This window comes from Psychrobacillus sp. FSL K6-1415 (genome assembly GCF_038003185.1).
GTDB classification, from domain to species: domain Bacteria; phylum Bacillota; class Bacilli; order Bacillales_A; family Planococcaceae; genus Psychrobacillus; species Psychrobacillus psychrodurans.
The window spans coordinates 1,399,170-1,415,617 of record NZ_JBBOOQ010000001.1 but is presented as its reverse complement, the minus strand read 5'-3'; the positions used below and the strand labels follow the sequence as shown (position 1 = coordinate 1,415,617).

16 protein-coding genes are annotated in these 16,448 nt (G+C 36.5%); all 16 read right to left on the bottom strand.

The window, feature by feature from the left end; all coding sequences use genetic code 11:
• Window position 1 precedes the first annotated feature (1 nt).
• The gene (locus MKY60_RS06535) at window positions 2–2,332 is read right to left on the bottom strand and encodes a hypothetical protein (RefSeq protein ID WP_340929108.1); all 2,331 of its coding nucleotides are present in this window, start codon (window positions 2,330–2,332) and stop codon (window positions 2–4) included.
• Entirely contained in the window at window positions 2,332–2,910 is a 579-nt protein-coding gene (gene rnhB / locus MKY60_RS06530) for a ribonuclease HII (protein WP_340929107.1), read from the bottom strand. Before rnhB ends, MKY60_RS06535 begins: the two co-directional genes overlap by 1 nt.
• A gap of 382 nt (window positions 2,911–3,292) precedes the next feature.
• Window positions 3,293–3,514 (bottom strand): hypothetical protein, encoded by a 222-nt coding sequence (locus MKY60_RS06525; RefSeq protein ID WP_340929105.1) that lies wholly within the window; start codon window positions 3,512–3,514, stop codon window positions 3,293–3,295.
• A gap of 355 nt (window positions 3,515–3,869) precedes the next feature.
• Entirely contained in the window at window positions 3,870–4,721 is an 852-nt protein-coding gene (ylqF, locus tag MKY60_RS06520) for a ribosome biogenesis GTPase YlqF (protein WP_093494446.1), read from the bottom strand.
• Window positions 4,722–4,735: 14 nt separating this feature from the next.
• Window positions 4,736–5,296, bottom strand: coding sequence for a signal peptidase I (gene lepB / locus MKY60_RS06515; RefSeq protein ID WP_093494445.1), 561 nt, complete (start codon window positions 5,294–5,296; stop codon window positions 4,736–4,738).
• A 280-nt stretch (window positions 5,297–5,576) separates the two neighbouring features.
• A complete protein-coding gene (rplS, locus tag MKY60_RS06510) occupies window positions 5,577–5,921 on the bottom strand; it encodes a 50S ribosomal protein L19 (RefSeq protein WP_090562635.1) in 345 nt (114 codons plus the stop codon).
• Between the two features lie 138 nt (window positions 5,922–6,059).
• On the bottom strand, window positions 6,060–6,788 hold the full coding sequence (trmD, locus tag MKY60_RS06505; protein ID WP_093494568.1) for a tRNA (guanosine(37)-N1)-methyltransferase TrmD: 729 nt from the start codon (window positions 6,786–6,788) through the stop codon (window positions 6,060–6,062).
• Entirely contained in the window at window positions 6,788–7,306 is a 519-nt protein-coding gene (gene rimM, locus MKY60_RS06500) for a ribosome maturation factor RimM (RefSeq protein ID WP_093494444.1), read from the bottom strand. Before rimM ends, trmD begins: the two co-directional genes overlap by 1 nt.
• 865 nt (window positions 7,307–8,171) lie before the next feature.
• The gene (locus tag MKY60_RS06495; RefSeq protein WP_090562641.1) at window positions 8,172–8,405 is read right to left on the bottom strand and encodes a KH domain-containing protein; all 234 of its coding nucleotides are present in this window, start codon (window positions 8,403–8,405) and stop codon (window positions 8,172–8,174) included.
• 14 nt (window positions 8,406–8,419) lie between these two features.
• A complete protein-coding gene (gene rpsP / locus MKY60_RS06490; RefSeq protein WP_053590001.1) occupies window positions 8,420–8,692 on the bottom strand; it encodes a 30S ribosomal protein S16 in 273 nt (90 codons plus the stop codon).
• A 104-nt stretch (window positions 8,693–8,796) separates the two neighbouring features.
• Window positions 8,797–10,152, bottom strand: coding sequence for a signal recognition particle protein (gene ffh / locus MKY60_RS06485; protein ID WP_093494443.1), 1,356 nt, complete (start codon window positions 10,150–10,152; stop codon window positions 8,797–8,799).
• A 13-nt stretch (window positions 10,153–10,165) separates the two neighbouring features.
• The gene (locus MKY60_RS06480) at window positions 10,166–10,495 is read right to left on the bottom strand and encodes a putative DNA-binding protein (protein ID WP_090562647.1); all 330 of its coding nucleotides are present in this window, start codon (window positions 10,493–10,495) and stop codon (window positions 10,166–10,168) included.
• 71 nt (window positions 10,496–10,566) lie between these two features.
• Window positions 10,567–11,589, bottom strand: coding sequence for a signal recognition particle-docking protein FtsY (ftsY, locus tag MKY60_RS06475; RefSeq protein ID WP_090562650.1), 1,023 nt, complete (start codon window positions 11,587–11,589; stop codon window positions 10,567–10,569).
• Window positions 11,590–11,602: 13 nt separating this feature from the next.
• Window positions 11,603–15,157: a chromosome segregation protein SMC gene (gene smc / locus MKY60_RS06470; RefSeq protein ID WP_093494442.1), complete on the bottom strand. Its 3,555-nt coding sequence runs from the start codon at window positions 15,155–15,157 to the stop codon at window positions 11,603–11,605.
• Window positions 15,158–15,160: 3 nt separating this feature from the next.
• On the bottom strand, window positions 15,161–15,919 hold the full coding sequence (gene rnc / locus MKY60_RS06465; RefSeq protein ID WP_090562656.1) for a ribonuclease III: 759 nt from the start codon (window positions 15,917–15,919) through the stop codon (window positions 15,161–15,163).
• 278 nt (window positions 15,920–16,197) lie between these two features.
• Window positions 16,198–16,434, bottom strand: coding sequence for an acyl carrier protein (gene acpP / locus MKY60_RS06460; RefSeq protein ID WP_090562659.1), 237 nt, complete (start codon window positions 16,432–16,434; stop codon window positions 16,198–16,200).
• Window positions 16,435–16,448: the final 14 nt, after the last annotated feature.

Genomic DNA, 16,448 nt, shown 5'->3' with positions numbered 1-16,448 from the left:
TCTACACACCTCTCATTATCTGTGGTAATACTACAAAACCCATCCTAGCCAATTCCCATGCTTCTTTTACTTGGCCCTCATTGTTCCAATATTCTAAAATTTGATTCCATGCGTCATACTCATCACCGTATTTAAGTACCCATTCAGAAGAACTATGTGATTTTTTTAACTTATCCAAATCTAGAATTCTCCGGGCTATATAAGGCAGGGTTTCGGGGAATACAATAGCTTGTTTACAAAGAGCGCACTTGTTAAAATATCTACATTTTTTTCCTTCTCCAACATAATCATTAGACCCCGGCCACGACGGGTTCATAGCATCTTCACATACGAGAATATATTTTTGCGAACCTGCATCCAGTAAGTGTATTATCGTTTTTTCATCTAAGTGAAGCTTTAATGCTTCTTTTTTTATTAATTTCAACTTCTCTTGCTCCGTCTTTGCATCATTGATGGCATTACGGAGGGATCGGAGTGATGTTGACTTCACTACCCGAACTTTGAAATTAGTCAAATCTTCAACAAATTGCTTTTGAATTTCTTTTATCGTTAAATCAAGTACAAAGTTGGTACTTTCATCAGATATATAATTATTGATGGATTCTACGTCATTCTGACTTAGATCTTCACCGAGTTCTCGTTCAGATACACCCAAAAGTTGTTTATATGAAACATACCCAGATCGAACCTTTGGATGAGAAACACCGGTTATATCTGAAAAATATTTAAAGTTATGACGCTCGATAAATCTTTTACTAACACCTGTAAAGATTGGTTGTTCATTGAATGATGAAATAATATCTTTTTGAGATTCGGGAATAGTAAATTGCCATAAAAACCCCGGCCTGTAGTAAGGGCTATCTTTATATTGGGTAGTTATGCTTTCAACATATTTGAGTAGCTGATAAGTGTCTATCATTTTGTTTTTGTTTGAGCGACGTGTAACTTTTAAAAATTCCTTATCATTTGAACCGCGTATTTTTCTTCCGTGAATCATTACATAATTTTCAGGATCTATTAGATCCGGCGTTATATGCGCATCCACATCATCACTTATTGAGAGTAAACTTTCAACATTCCAACCCGTATTTATTAAAGCAAGAAGGAAAAACGGATATAAAGTATCGCTTACAAAGTGTTTTGCGGCGTAAACCGCCATTTTCCCCAATGTTCCGTCCATGAATTTGATTTTACCACAACTATGCCACACAGCACTGTTAACCTTATATGCCAATGGATTTTTAGCCGTTAGCATTCTAGTGTTGCTATTTAACAAATTCTTAGCTTCGTCAATAGGCACATAATAAGGGAATAGTGGGAACCGTTTCTTTAATGTGCCTAAAGCTAAATTAAATTGTGATATGGCTCTTTCTTGATCAGGGCGTTGAGAAATTCGGGTCGCAAATGGAGAACGTCCGCGGGAAGCTAGTTCCGGCCCTCTTTGTATGTATATATCTTGTATCTGCTCAAATGTGTACCCTAGTTCAGCCATTGCTCTCTGGGCATTTGGGGACCTACTAATAAGCTTTTTAATCCAACCTCTTTCAGTTTGCTTACTCTTTAAACGACTTTCTTCAGTTTTCATCATACTCTCATGAAGATAATATATAATGTTCTCTATATTCCATTCTTCAGTTACAAGCTCTTCATCAATGCTTAGATACTCCTGATGAAAACTCTTGATATTCTTAATATCCTGTATGCAAGCATCAATTAACTCCTTCATTTCTCTGGGATGATATCCCTCAATTGTATCCTCATTTGTTCCCGGACCAGTTGGCCACTGAAAACCCAATCCTATTAACGGATCCTTTGGAAATAGCTCTTGTAATCGATGCACAATTCGTTTAATTGCTGCAAACCATTTGCGACAACGACTATCATTCGGATAGGTACTCCGTAAGTAATTAGAGAATGATTTAGCTACTAATATGTTAATATCATTTACATTTGTTACATAATTATTACTCAAATTGTTGTCGCTATTAAGAAACTCAAGAAAAACTCTTACTCCTTTAGCAATATCTTTAATAGTATTTTTGCTACAATCGGGTACTATAATTTCGTTCATGCCTGCGATAAGTTGCTCAATTAAGGCCTTATTTTTTGGATATTTACTTACTAATTCAGAGAAATCAACTATATAGTTACCAACTTTCCCTCTATCCTTTACGTGATAATTATTTACATATGTTACAGAAGGCAAATACTCTCTTGCAGCAACCCTTGAAAGAATGGATTTCTCAGAAACATCAAGTGTTAGAGAGCTGACATTCGATAATTCTTCAGGTTGCTTTACCACCGTTTTCTTTAATAACGCTTTTTTTGCCATCAGAACAACTCCAATTGTTTCTCTAATAACTTGCGAATGGGAGCATATGTTTTTCGATGGATAGGGCAAGGTCCATATTCCTCTAACGCCAACATATGAACTTTTGTTAAATAACCTTTGTGCTTGTCAAAACCATATTGGGGATAAATCTGGTGCAACTCCTTAATTGCTTTATCCCGTGCAACTTTGGCTAAAATAGAAGCTGCACTGATGGCAGGAATCAAATCGTCACCCTTCACAATGGCCTCAGCTGGAATATCGATGTTAGGTAATTTATTACCATCGACAAGTGCTTTATTAGGTTTTATATGCAAGCCTTCTATGGCCCTTTTCATGCCAAGAAGAGTTGCATTCAGAACATTAAGGGTTTCTACTTCCTCAAGGGATGCTATTTCGATACTCCAGCTAAGAGCTTTATGTTTAATTTCTTCAGCCAGCTCTTCCCGTCGTTTAGCAGAAAGTTTCTTCGAATCTCTTAAACCCTCGATAGGTTTGTCGGGATCAAGAATACACGCCGAAACCCATACCCCTGAAATTGCCGAACCTCTACCTGTTTCATCCACTCCACATACGATCATCCTCAAAACTCCCCATTTAACTGTTTAATTTCCAATATGAATTTATCGATTATATTCTTTATAGCTCCTTCGGCCACACTTATATTAGAAGCCCATATTTATCCAGTTATAACTTTCTAAACAAAACCACATTTCTTTCAAGATAACTTTGTTACAAAAGGTACTGGGTAAAATCTACGATACATCTGCTCCAATTAATAATAATAATAAATATAATATAGAATCTATCTCTTTCACTAATATAGAACTTACTCCCACTGGCTAATATCTGTAAAAAAAAATCACCTTTTCAGGTGATACATAACTATATTCATTCTAGATATCAACCCATAGTTAGTCAAACAAATTATTGGTAATATATTTTTTAGTTAGACACTCTTTTCTAAAGTAATATAACCCTACCTGCTTCATCTACCCCTGCTACTAATTCATTTTCCAGAGAACAATAGCTTCTATCGAAGACAACTTTTTGTTCATGCGATTGACGTTCTAATTGTAGAAGCTGTTGTTTTCTTTTCCAGCTCGTCCATAGTTTTCTAGCACCAATTCGTTCATCCTGTTCTAACTCAGTTATCCAATCTTCCGAGCCCGTTGATTGTTCCAATTTATTTTTGATCTCTTTTAGACTTAACAATTTATTCACATTCTTTCTATATCTAATCTATGTATCGGCATTTGAGTCAATTTCATAATTGTTTGTTTCAATTAAAAACGAAAGTATACTTTTATTACAATATTTATTGGTTCTTTAAAAGTCGATATCGTTGATTGGAGCGGAAGGGAAGCGTCAGTTTCACGAGCTGAAAGCCCTAAAGAACCTTTTGAGAGGGGCAAAAGTTAAAGCATGCCACATCCCTGGAGCAGAAATCAACATCGCACGTTCCATTATGTACTCATAGGACACTCTTTTGAAAAGAGAAAACCCTTTTTACCAGTGGCAAAAAGGGTAGTATGTCAGTTTAATATTCCTCTACAAAATCGAATGTTAATCTTCCTAGATGTAGGTTTCGAACGTCCCGAACAATCAGTTCCGATACTTGATCGTAATCTATTTCTGTACCGTTAGTATAACATCTTCTTAACTTCCCAATTTTGTCAAATGTTTCTACTAAATCTTCGCTCATCTCTTTTATTTGATACCGTTCTTCCATCCGTTTTGGATAGTGATTCTGCAAGAAGTTTAAGCCATAGACTGCCAAATCTTCCATATTAATCACTGCATCTTTAATAGCACCAGTAAGGGCAAGCTTATAGCCCACTTGTTGATCCTCGAACTTCGGCCATAAGATACCTGGAGTATCTAGCAATTCAATTTCTCTTTCAACTTTGATCCATTGCTGCTTTTTCGTTACACCTGGTGTATTACCGGTTCTCGCAATATTTTTCTTGGCAAATCGGTTAATCAATGTTGATTTACCCACATTTGGTATACCAACAATCATTGCACGGATTGCTCTTGGCTTTATACCCCTGTCCTTCATACGGTCCCATTTAGGCTTTAATAGCTCTTTTGCCGCCTTGAATACAGTTTGTAGCCCTTTACCTTCTAAAGAGTTAATCGCCACCGCAGGGTGACCTTTTTCCTCAAAATAAGCAATCCACTTTTTAGTTTGTGTTTCATCAGCCATATCCATTTTATTTAATATAAGTAGTCTCGTTTTCTGATGTATAACTTCATCTATCATAGGATTTCTAGATGATAGCGGTAAACGTGCATCTATTAATTCAAATACGATATCCACTAATTTTAAGTTCTCGGTTACTTCTCTTCTTGCTTTGGCCATATGACCAGGAAACCATTGAATTGTCATAGTGCACTTCCTTTTTACTTTATCAAACCAATTTCATTGAGTGGCCAAAAAACAATATTTGTATTTCCAATAACTTCATCAATTTTAACTAAGCCAATATGTCGACTATCTTTACTATATCTTCGATTATCTCCCATTACAAAAATATAACCTTCAGGGATTTCTGTCTCCTGAGTAATCTCTTCTAAAGTAAAATCATCTGTAAGAGTACCTTCTGTTATTTCACTTTTGTATTGATCTAAATATGGTTCTTCCATAGCTTCTCCATTTACATACAACTGATCATTTTTATACTCTACATGATCACCAGGAAGCCCAATTACACGTTTTATATAATTTTTTTGCTCTGGGGCATGAAATACTACTATGTCATAACGATCAGGTTCACCAACCATATAGCCGATTTTGTTGACAACCATACGATCCCCATTTTTTAAAGTAGGCATCATTGATTCTCCGTCTACTACGATAGGTGTAAATAAAAAGAAGCGAATTATTGCTGCTAGTCCAAAAGCAATTAATAGAGCTTTTGACCACTCCCATAATTCATTCTTTTCTTTTTTTACTTGTTCCATCAACTTGCCCCCTTTGGTTATTGTCTTTATTGTACAAGGAAATCTCTTTTCAAGCAAAAACAATTGTCCACTTTTCTTGTTGTTTACGTGATTTGTTTATATGAACTAAATAGAAAATAGCCTTTTAATGAATCTATTATGATCATCTGATATAAATGCCACTATTCTAAAATATTTGTGAACAAATCATATTAAATATTTCTTTAACTCGGACATAATTATAATAAAAAATGTTGTAGCAAAAGTGTAAACACCTTTACTACAACATTTACTTTTGCTATTAACGACGCTCTTTAATACGAGCTGCTTTACCACGTAGGTCACGTAAGTAGTACAATTTAGCACGACGAACTTTACCACGACGGATAACTTCTAAGTTTGCAATTTTTGGTGTGTGTACAGGGAATGTACGTTCAACACCAACACCGGATGAAATTTTACGAACTGTAAAAGTTTCGCTAATTCCGCCACCACGACGTTTAATTACAACACCTTCGTACATTTGGATACGTTCGCGAGTTCCCTCAACAACCTTAACGTGAACACGAACTGTGTCCCCAGGACGGAATGTTGGAAGGTCTGAACGTAATTGTTCTTTAGTGATTTCTGAAATAATGTTTTGCATCATTTTCTCTCCTTCTGTAGAATGCTCTTACACACAGTTGCTGTTGCAGCGGAACACCCAAAATCAGTACTTTTCATAAAAGCACATAGTAAAATATAACACAACTAATTATTGGATGCAATAATTATTAGAAATTTACTATCCTTTTATTTCTTTTAATAAACTCTCCTCGTCGGAGGTTAGTTCAATCCGCTCCAATAAATCTGGCCTGCGCATGAATGTTCTTTTTAATGATTCTTCTTTGCGCCACTTTTCAATTGCTGCATGGTTTCCAGACATTAAAACATCTGGAACTGTATGACCTCTGAATTCGACTGGACGAGTATAATGGGGATGCTCTAGCAAACCAGTGGAAAAGGAATCTTTCTCATGCGATTCTGCATTACCTAAGACATTAGGCAATAATCTCACAACACTATCCACCACCGTCATGGCTGCAAGCTCGCCACCTGTTAAAACAAAATCTCCAATAGAAATTTCGTCTGTCACTAAGTGCTCTCGAATTCGTTCATCATAGCCTTCGTAGTGTCCACAAATAAAAACAAGCTCTTCTTCCCGTGCTAGTTCTTCCGCTTTTTTCTGCGTAAAACGTTCTCCCTGAGGACACAAAAGGATAATGCGTCTACTCGGTCCTTTACTTGGCGGAAGAGCCTCTATGGCATTAAAAATAGGTTCAGGCTTTAACACCATCCCTGCACCACCGCCATATGGATAGTCGTCCACTTGATGATGTTTGTTACCTGAGTAATCCCTAAAATTTACTACATTTATCGTTGCTTCATTCTTTTCTTGGGCCTTTTTCAAAATCGATGAATTAAATACACCAGTAAACATTTCTGGAAAAAGAGAAAGAATGTGAATGTTCATCATGATAACAGACCATCCAATACTTCTATTTTGATTTTTTTATTTTCAATATCAATTGATTTCACTACGTCTTCAATATAAGGAATATAGTGGTCTTTTTTTCCTTTTTCGGGTCTCACAGTCCAAACATCGTTGGCGCCAGTTTGAATAATTTCTGTTATAGTTCCAATAATTTCACCTTCAGTAGATTCTACTGTACAACCTATAATTTCGTGAAAATAGAACTCATTTTCTTCTAACTCTGAAAGGTATTTTTCAGAAACCTTTAAAATTGCGTTTCTAAATGCTTCTACATCCTTCAACAATGAGTATCCTTCAAAAGTTAATAAATCAAAATTCTTATGTTGACGATGACTTGCTACTTTAACAATAATTGGTTTAGAACCATCTGCTTTATGTAACGCAAGTTCGCTTCCAACTTCATAGCGTTCGTCAGCAAAGTCTGTCGTAGAGATTACTCGAACCTCTCCCCAAATACCGTGTGTATTTACTATCTTACCTACATTAAACCATTCCATTAAGATTACCTCCTAGTAAGAAAACCGTGTAAAAAAAGACGCCCGGACCTTTAAAAATAAAAATGTAGATATGTCATTGATTTCCGCTCCGAGCGGACGCTTTCCGTGGGCACGGCTTCAGCCGCTTCCTTCGCTTTCGCTCAGTCCAGGGTCTTCATCTCGCGCTTTTCCCACTGGAGTCGCCGCTCTGCGCTCCAATCAATTAAATCCACTTAATATGTTTGGCTAACTAGTATAAAATCACCTAAGTACACATGATTTATCTTAAAACAAGTAAAGAAAAAAGGGACTTAGGAAAAAGAAGATCCACTTTCTACATTCTTCTTTACAAAATAGTAGCTCAGTTCAACAGACGATTTTATCCCTATATTACCCTGACTAAATTTATTATCCAAGCGATAGACTATGCAAAATCTTATAGTGCAGTACTATTCACTTAATTGATTGTAGTGAAATGTGGCGACTCCAGCGGAATAAGCGAGAAAGTCGAGACTCCGCTAGGAAGAATCGTAGCGCCTGACTGAGGAGGCTCGACCTCGCCCGCGGATGCCAACAGGATGTTGGTCACAAAGGCTTTGCCACAAGACGTGGCGCACTTGGCCTTTGTTCTCCACTTGTAACGCAAATCAGTAGTATTATTTATTCATTCTTTCATCCTTAAAACACAGTGTACACGGTACAATTTTATATACCTTCTTAATCTTTTAGAAATGCGCAGGCGCCTAGGTCAGCCCTGACAACGTTCTTCTGTGACGAGCTTTACGTAAAATCCTGAAGCAACTCAGGTGGACTAGGCACTGGAGCTAGACATCTGAGTATAATGTTTTCATAACTATCAAAAAAGGAAGAACAAATTGTTCTCCCTTTAATCTAATATGTCGACATATGTTTTTTTCTTTTGGTGACTGCCTGCTGCTGAGTAAACAATTGTACGAATTGCTTTCGCGACACGCCCTTGTTTGCCAATTACTTTCCCCATATCTTCAGGATGAACAGAAAGTTTATAAACTATACGGTTTATACTTTCTTCTTTTTCAACCTTTACATTTTCTGGATAATCAACTATCGGTTTAACGATTGCTTCGATCAGCTGCTTCACATTGTCCCCTCCGATTATTTGCCGAGTTTTGCGTTATGGAATTTTTCCATAATTCCTTGTTCTGAGAACAAGTTACGTACTGTATCAGATGGTTTCGCACCGTCTTGAAGCCATTTTAACGCTAATTCTTCGTTAATTTTAACTTCAGCTGGTTTAGTAAGTGGGTTGTAAGTACCTACTGTTTCAATTTGACGACCATCACGTGGTGAGCGAGAGTCTGCTACTACAATACGATAGAAAGGAGATTTTTTTGCTCCCATACGTTTTAAACGAATTTTAACTGCCATTTTCATTGCACCTCCGAATAGTTTCACACAAGATAGTATATTATCAAGGTTTTATTTGTTTGTAAAGTGTTTTTTCTTAACACCCTATTTTTTTTAGTAAAACTCTACTTAAACAACGAGTCTAGACCTGGCATTTTCATCTTTTTCTTGCCTTTTTGTTGCATGTTGGTCATTTGTTTCATCATTTTTTTCATGTCTTCGAATTGTTTCAGTAATCTATTTATATCTTGAATAGATGTACCAGATCCTTTAGCAATTCTCTTTTTTCTTGGTCCATTAATAATCTCAGGAGTTGTTTTTTCTTGCGTTGTCATAGAATAAATGATGGCTTCTACACGATCCATCTGTTTTTCATCCACTTTCGCATTTTCCAATCCTTTGATTTTACCTGCACCTGGTAGCATTTTTAGAATTTCATCTAAGGGTCCCATTTGTTTCACTTGGCCGATTTGCTCTAAGAAGTCATCAAATGTAAAACTCTGCGTGCGGAATTTTTCTTCTAATTCCTTTGCTCTTTCTTCATCGACATTTGCCTGAGCCTTTTCTATAAGTGACATCATATCGCCCATACCTAAAATTCGAGAAGCCATTCGTTCAGGGTGGAATGGCTCTAATGCATCCATTTTTTCACCCATCCCGACAAATTTAATCGGTTTTTGAGTAACAGAGCGAATAGATAATGCAGCACCACCGCGTGTATCTCCATCAAGCTTCGTTAAAACGACACCTGTAATACCTATAGCATCATTAAAGTTATTCGCAACATTGACTGCATCCTGACCTGTCATTGCATCTACAACTAAAAACACCTCATCAGGCTCTTTGATTGCACGGATATCCTTTAGTTCCTGCATAAGTGTCTCATCAATATGAAGTCGCCCTGCAGTATCTATAATGACTACATCGTGATGTTCTTCTTTTGCTTGCTCCATAGCCTGTTTGACTATTTCAACAGGAGAAATATCTGTCCCTAATGCAAACACAGGTAATGATAGCTGTTTCCCAATAGTTTGTAACTGTTGGACTGCCGCTGGTCTATAGATATCGGCAGCAACTAATAGAGGCTTTTTATTATACTTTTTACGTAGAATATTGGCCAATTTACCGGTAGTTGTTGTTTTCCCTGCACCTTGCAAACCGACCATCATAATAACTGTCGGGGGTCTAGAAGAGAAAGAAATTTGACTTTGCTCTCCCCCCATAAGTTCCGTCAATTCATCTTTAACGATTTTAACAACCTGTTGTCCTGGTGTTAAACTTTTCATCACGTCTTGCCCAACGGCACGATCCGATACATTTTTGACAAATTCTTTTACTACTTTTAAGTTAACGTCTGCTTCAAGAAGTGCATATCGAACTTCTCTCATCATTTCTTTTACATCGGCTTCAGAAACTTTCCCCTTACCTTTTATTTTCTGAAGTGTGCCTTGGAGTCGCTCAGCTAACCCTTCAAATGCCATGCTCGTTCGCCTCCTAATCCCATTCTTTTAATTGATTAATGAGTTGAATCAGTTCTTTTTCAGATGATTGATCTTTTACAAGAGAAAGCAGTTGTTCCACAGTTTCTTGTCTACGTTGAAATTTAGAAAACAGACTAAGCTTTTCCTCATACTCTTCCAACATAGCTTCAGTTCGGCGTATATTATCATATACCGCTTGCCTAGAAATAGTATATTCTTCTGCAATTTCTCCAAGAGATAGATCGTCTAAATAATAAAGCTGCATATAGCTTCTTTGTTTATCTGTTAATAAAGCCTGGTAAAAATCGAAGAGAAAATTCATGCGAGTTGTTTTTTCAATCATTCCCATCTCTCCTTACCATTTCACTTGTCATACTATATTTTAGTAAGAGAAGAGACAACTGTCAAGTAAAATTACTTGTCTGACTCTTCCGCGTCTTCTAAATCCAATCCATCAGCAAAAAGTCCGTATACATACTTCTCAGCATCAAATGGTTGTAAATCATCCATTTTTTCCCCTAGTCCAACAAATTTAACTGGGATATGAAGTTTATTGCGTATAGCAAGCACTATACCACCTTTTGCAGTACCGTCTAGCTTAGTTAAGACTATTCCCGTCACATTTGTTACTTCTTTAAATGTCTGTGCCTGAACAAGTGCATTTTGTCCAGTAGTAGCATCAAGAGCTAATAGCACTTCATGTGGAGCATCAGGTATCTCACGAGAAATTACCCTATGAATTTTTTCAAGCTCATTCATTAAGTTAACTTTGTTTTGTAATCTCCCCGCAGTATCACAGATCAACACATCCACATTGCGAGATTTAGCCGCTCTTACAGCATCATACATAACAGCTGCGGGATCAGAGCCTTCAGACTGCTTAATGACTTCGACTCCTACTCTATCTCCCCAGACTTGAAGCTGATCAATTGCACCGGCACGGAAAGTATCCCCCGCTGCTAACATGACATTTTTGCCTTCCTCTTTTAGTCTATGAGCTAACTTTCCAATAGTTGTTGTTTTACCAACCCCATTTACTCCGACAAACAAAATTACAGACAATCCACTTTCTTCTAGTTGAAGTTCTGCTATATCGTCTTCTCCAGCTTTATAAATTTCTACTAATTTCTCAGAAATAACCGATTGAATTCCAGAAGTATTTTTAATATTTTTGCGTTGTACCTCAAATCTTAAAGAATCCATCAGTTCTGTAACAGTTTCAAAACCTACATCTGCTTGAAGTAAAATTTCCTCAAGTTCCTCAAAAAAGTCTTCGTCCACTTTACGGTATTTGGCAACTAAATCATTAACCTTTGACGTAAATTGGTTCCTTGTTTTGGAAAGACCTTCCTTGAACTTATTGGTAATCGAAACTGTTTCTTCCACTTCTGGAGTAGAACCTAACATTTTCTCTTTGAATTTTTTAAAAAAGCTCATATATAAACTCCTTTTAAGTTACTAGTTCCGCTTCTAATTTAACAGAAACTAATTTAGATATACCAGATTCCTGCATTGTAATACCATACAGGACATCTGCACCTTCCATTGTTCCCTTACGATGTGTAATAACGATAAACTGCGTATTATGACTGAATTTCTTCAAATAATCGCTATAACGAGTTACATTTGCCTCATCTAGAGCTGCTTCCACTTCATCCAAAATACAAAATGGAACCGGGCGTGTACGTAGAATAGAAAATAATAACGCAATGGCAGTAAGTGCTCGTTCTCCACCAGATAGTAAAGAAAGATTTTGGAGTTTTTTTCCTGGAGGTTGAGCAAGAATATCAATACCCGTCTCAAGTAACGAAGTGGGATCAGTTAATACTAAATCTGCCTGCCCACCACCAAACAATTCTCGGAACACCACTTTGAAGTGACGTTGAATTTCATTGAAGGTTGTTTCAAAACGAATCGTCATTTCCTCATCCATTTCTTTAATAACCTCATGTAATGTTTCTTGAGCAGATAATAGATCTTCTCTTTGTTCTGTCAAAAATGAGTGGCGCTCGCTAACTTGTTCATATTCCTGAATCGAACTAAGATTGATAGGACCTAACTCTTCAATAGAACGTTTCAATAATTTAACCTTTTTACGGGCTAAATCCTCATCCATCTCAAATGGATAATCCCGCTCTGCATCTTCCAATATCATTTCATAAGTTTCTTCTAAATGATTTTGTAACGTTCTCATTTCTACTTCTATTTTACCTTGCTTTATATCTAATGCACGTTCTTCCGTAAGTTGAATATTCGCTTGTTGTTGCAGCTGTTTCAATGCAATTTCTGCTTGTAAAATTGTTTGTGCAAGTTCTGCACGCTGAGTTTTACCAGATTGAATTTGGATGATTAAATGTTCTTTTGTCTGTTTGCGTTGATCTATTAGTTTCATTAGTTCTTCAGGAGATGTACCACCCTGGTCATCATTTTCATACCAAGCGATTTCCTTCTGCAGTGTTGCCACTTTTTGTATACTGGCTACGCTAGACTGATCTAATAAAACCTTTTCTTTGTCTTGTTGAGAAATTTGTTCATTGACCACCGCGATAGAAGAAAGTATTTCACCTAATTCATTTTGGAATTTGTCTTTTTCTTGTAGGGATTGTTGTTTCAATGTTTGCAATTCGTCGATTGTCTTCTGAATAGAAGTCAACGACTCGTTAATCTCTGCGCTTCTGGAAGCAGTTTGTTCTTTTTTCCGAACTAAGCCTTCATGTAGATTATTCTTTTCTGTTTTTTCTTCATCGTATTCCAACAACTGATTCGTCAATCTAGAAATTATAGCAGCACATTCTCTGGATTCTGAGAGTAGTTTATGTTCTAGCTCTCTCAATTGCTCACCGGAGAGTCGAGTTTCTTCTAAATCTTTTTTCAATTCTTGAACTTCTTGCTTTCTTTTGGAAACAGAAACTTCTGCTTCCAAAACAGATTTTTCAAGTTCCACTAGTTTAACATTAAGTTGCTCTAGCTCTGCTTTACGGGTAAATAAAGATGATTGCTGTTTAACTGAACCTCCAGTTAAAGAACCTCCAGCATTCACTACATCCCCATCTAGAGTAACGAAACGGAATTTATATTGTAATCGGGCAGCCATTTCATTGGCACCTTTTAAATCTTTGGCAATAATAATATTTCCAAGTAAATTTTCTACAATAATTTGATAACCACCTAAATAATTTACAAGTTTATCCGCTGTATTCACAAAAGACGGATGTTCCTTAATAGAATTTAGTGTGGATTCGTTTATTTTACGAGATTTCATAACCTGTAAAGGCAGAAATGTTGCTCGTCCCACTCTTTTCTTTTTTAACCAATCTATTGCAATTCGAGCATCCTGACTACTATCCGTAATTATATGCTGAGATTGGGGACCAATTGCAGTATCAATTGCAGTCATATATGATTCTGGTATTTGAATTAGCTCGGCAACTGCACCGTGAATTCCTTTAAGTTCCTTTTTATCTCGCGCAATAAGGACCTCTTTAACTCCTTGGAAAAACCCTGAAAACTCAGATTCTAACTCTTCCAATGAATCTCTTCTAGCTTGCATTTGATGTTTCATTTGATAGGCTTTTTGAAGCATTGTCTGCTGCTCTTCAAAAGAACCTTCCAGTCGTTCTGAAACTTCTCGTTTGGTTTTATAATCCTCTAGTTTTTGTTGTAGATCCTTTTGACAATTTACCAATAATGGATCTAGTTCATTTTTGCGGATTGTTAGTTTTTCTAATTCGTCTTTGATTTCCTGATAATCTGCAGTCATTCTTTCAGAAGAAACTAATTCAAATTGAAGTTGCTGCTCCATATGCTTCATTTCGTTTTTCATCGTTGCTTCTTCATTCAGCAAATCGATATACGTACTTTTTAAATCTTCAATTTCTTCTTCCATTTCGGAAGCTGATTTACTCAAAACATGATCGATTTGAACTTTCTTAGTACGAAGCTCTTTGAGTTGAGCTAGCTTTTCAGATTTAGCTAAACCATTAGTTTTCAATTGCTCTTCTAGTGTTTGGACTTTATATTGTTCCTCTTCCAGAGCTTTTTTCAACTGCGATATTTGCTGACTAGCATTTTGCTTTTTCTCTGCCAAAAGTAATTTTCTACCCTCTAACCGTTCTAGCTCAGAACTAGACTCTACAAGTTCGCTTTGCTCTATATCTAGCTTTTCATCAATATCAGACATCAGTTTTCTATGTTGTTGAATATTTTTTTCCAACTCATCAATTTGTACTAGCAAAGACTGTTTGATTTGCTGAAGTTCTTCTAATTTTGTTTGTAACTCCATATTTTCTTGAACATATAATCTTAAGTCGTGGGCAATTACCGCGATTTCAATATCCTTAAGCTCCGCTGACATCATTAAATAATCAGAAGCCAAAGAAGACTGGATTTGTAGAGGCTCCATTCGACCATCTAATTCATGTAAAATATCAAGCACACGATTTAAATTATCATCTGTTTCGATCAGCTTGAATTCAGCTTTCTTTTTACGTTGCTTATACTTTAAAACACCAGCAGTTTCCTCAAAAATCGTACGACGATCTTCTGGTCTACTATTTAATATTTCATCAACTCGTCCTTGAGAAATAATAGAAAAAGCTTCTTTTCCAAGTCCCGAGTCCATAAATAAATCGGTAATATCCTTTAGTCTACATGTTTGTTTGTTTAACAAATATTCACTGTCTCCCGAACGAAACACCCTTCTAGTCACACTAATTTCCGCAAAATCAAGAGCAACCCGTTGATCTGCGTTATCTAATATCAAGGTCACTTCTGCAAAGTTCAAGGCTTTTCTAGAATCACTCCCAGCAAAAATGACATCTTCCATTTTTGCACCTCGAAGGGATTTGGCAGATTGCTCACCTAATACCCATCTAATTGCGTCTGTAACATTACTTTTCCCACTACCATTCGGTCCTACTACTGCAGTTACTCCAGGAACAAAATCAATTCCTATTCGATCTGCAAATGACTTAAATCCAACTATTTCTAATCTTTTAAGGAACAATGATTATTCCTCCCGTTCTGAATCCCTAAAATAGAGTATGGCTAGTCTTGCAGCTTGTTGTTCTGCCTCTTTTTTGGAACGACCATTTCCTATACCCAGTTCTTTAGTGTTTAAAATAACCCGAGAAACAAAAGTTCGATTGTGAGCCGGACCTTTTTCCTCTACAATTTCATAGCTTAACGTACCATTATTTTGTTGTTGAATAATTTCTTGTAATTGACTTTTATAATCCATCACATGCGAAAAAGCACCGAGTTCGATTTTAGGGAAAACAATTTTTTCTAAAAACTCTATCACTGTTTCTAATCCCTGATCTAAGTATAAAGCACCGATAAAAGCTTCAAAAACGTCTGCTAGAAGCGCAGGTCTTTCACGACCACCTGTCAGTTCCTCCCCTTTTCCTAACAATACATATTTGCCGAAGTTTAACTCATTAGCAAATAATACAAGTGATGGCTCACAAACAATTGCTGCTCGAAGTTTAGTTAACTCCCCTTCACTCATACCTGTATACTGTTGAAATAAATATTGAGAAACAGACAGCTCCAACACCGCGTCTCCAAGGAATTCTAATCGTTCGTTATCGGCAAAAAATTTCCGTCGATGCTCATTCACATAAGATGAATGGGTAAAGGCTTGATACAATAATGTTGAGTTTTGAAACCTAATCTGAAAATGCTCCTGGAACTGTTCAAATTGTTCTTTTACAGTTTCCGAAAAAACTGACTTACGTGTAATATTTTTTTTGCGATTTACTTTCATGAATTATCTGCCTTTCTCACTTATCATATGTCCTTCTAAGTTTACCCGTTTCTAAACTAATGTGCAAAAAGAAATAGAGACGTTCTGTACTATTCGCACGGAATAAGTAGAACGTCTCTGCTACTATTAGATTTTATGTAGTAATCTCCAGAAAAGCGCAAGTGCCTATATTAGCCCTAAAAGCACTGGAAGGATTTCGAATGAAGGCTTACTTGGCTTTAACGAAATCCTGAAGCAACTCGAAGGTCTAGGCACTGGAGCTTGACACTTCATAAAATTTAACCTTGTTTGCTTTCAATATACTTAACTGCACTACCTACAGTTGAAATTTGTTCAGCATCTTCATCTGAAATTTCCATATCGAATTCATCTTCTAATTCCATTACTAATTCTACCACATCTAGTGAATCAGCACCTAAATCTTCACGAAAAGATGCTTCTAATTTCACTTCGCTCTCATCTACTCCTAGACGATCAACGATTACTTTTGTTACGCGTTCTAAAACTGTTGACACATTAGTCACCTCCC

What these genes read in the sequence shown, in the direction of transcription:
- MKY60_RS06535 (WP_340929108.1), bottom strand. Translation starts at nt 2,332, where the DNA reads ATGGCAAAAAAAGCGTTATTAAAGAAAACGGTGGTAAAGCAACCTGAA.
- ftsY (WP_090562650.1), bottom strand. Translation starts at nt 11,589, where the DNA reads ATGAGCTTTTTTAAAAAATTCAAAGAGAAAATGTTAGGTTCTACTCCA.
- ffh (WP_093494443.1), bottom strand. Translation starts at nt 10,152, where the DNA reads ATGGCATTTGAAGGGTTAGCTGAGCGACTCCAAGGCACACTTCAGAAA.
- trmD (WP_093494568.1), bottom strand. Translation starts at nt 6,788, where the DNA reads ATGAACATTCACATTCTTTCTCTTTTTCCAGAAATGTTTACTGGTGTA.
- rimM (WP_093494444.1), bottom strand. Translation starts at nt 7,306, where the DNA reads ATGGAATGGTTTAATGTAGGTAAGATAGTAAATACACACGGTATTTGG.
- lepB (WP_093494445.1), bottom strand. Translation starts at nt 5,296, where the DNA reads ATGGAACAAGTAAAAAAAGAAAAGAATGAATTATGGGAGTGGTCAAAA.
- rnhB (WP_340929107.1), bottom strand. Translation starts at nt 2,910, where the DNA reads ATGATCGTATGTGGAGTGGATGAAACAGGTAGAGGTTCGGCAATTTCA.
- ylqF (WP_093494446.1), bottom strand. Translation starts at nt 4,721, where the DNA reads ATGACAATTCAATGGTTTCCTGGTCATATGGCCAAAGCAAGAAGAGAA.
- MKY60_RS06480 (WP_090562647.1), bottom strand. Translation starts at nt 10,495, where the DNA reads ATGATTGAAAAAACAACTCGCATGAATTTTCTCTTCGATTTTTACCAG.
- rnc (WP_090562656.1), bottom strand. Translation starts at nt 15,919, where the DNA reads ATGAAAGTAAATCGCAAAAAAAATATTACACGTAAGTCAGTTTTTTCG.
- rpsP (WP_053590001.1), bottom strand. Translation starts at nt 8,692, where the DNA reads ATGGCAGTTAAAATTCGTTTAAAACGTATGGGAGCAAAAAAATCTCCT.
- rplS (WP_090562635.1), bottom strand. Translation starts at nt 5,921, where the DNA reads ATGCAAAACATTATTTCAGAAATCACTAAAGAACAATTACGTTCAGAC.